Source organism: Vibrio sp. 2130-1 (assembly GCF_033339515.1).
In genome coordinates this window covers 1-653 of the sequence record NZ_JAWOUT010000357.1, presented here as the reverse complement: position 1 = coordinate 653, position 653 = coordinate 1, and the positions used below count along the sequence as shown (strand labels likewise).

At 47.2% G+C, this 653-nt stretch carries 1 protein-coding gene and 1 pseudogene; one reads left to right on the top strand and one right to left on the bottom strand.

Annotated features, from left to right (window positions below):
• A pseudogene (locus R7Q09_RS26210) lies at nt 1–203 on the top strand (cysteine/glutathione ABC transporter ATP-binding protein/permease CydC); the annotation flags it as partial.
• Nucleotides 204–271: 68 nt separating this feature from the next.
• Here the strand turns inward: R7Q09_RS26210 and R7Q09_RS26205 are convergent.
• Nucleotides 272–653, bottom strand: a 382-nt coding sequence (locus R7Q09_RS26205) for a pyridoxal-phosphate dependent enzyme (protein ID WP_318143951.1), incomplete at its 5' end; no start/stop codon positions are given.

Below are 653 nucleotides of genomic sequence, written 5' to 3'. Positions count from 1 at the left end.
AGCGTACCGAACAAAAAATCATGTCGCTTTTCAACGAGTATTTTGCCAACAAGACGGTTGTGTTCATCACTCACCGACTCATCGAATTAGAGAACATGGACAACATTTGCCTTATGGAACAGGGCGAGATCATTGAGCAAGGCGACCATCAAACGCTACTCGCTCAACACGGTCGTTACTACCAGTTGCTTCAATCTCTATAAGTAAGACTAAAAAGCTCATCTTCGGAGGAGCTTTTTCATTGACTAACTCAACAAATTTGAAGGACGCTCTAACGACCAGACTTCGCCAAGTAAGCTGACATTTCAGCTTCTGGCACCATCCCTCCCCCGGTCGCCCAAACTAAGTGTGTGGCATTTTTCAAACGTTCATCCGTAAGCTGTAAACGAGTCTGGTAGTGTAGAGAACTCGAGACATGCACCGCGCCCATCATTCCGGCTAATGCAGAGGGCTCCAAATTGATGCCTTCTCGTTCGCTCAACTCTCCTAAAAGCTGATACATACGTTCATCCGTCACGGTGTAGTAACCATCAATTAGCCGCTCCATGGCTCGCCCAACAAAACCAGAAGGACGACCAACTGCCAAGCCATCTGCCGCGGTGAGATTATCTATACCGATATCTTGCACCGCTATCTCATCATGCAAACCAGTA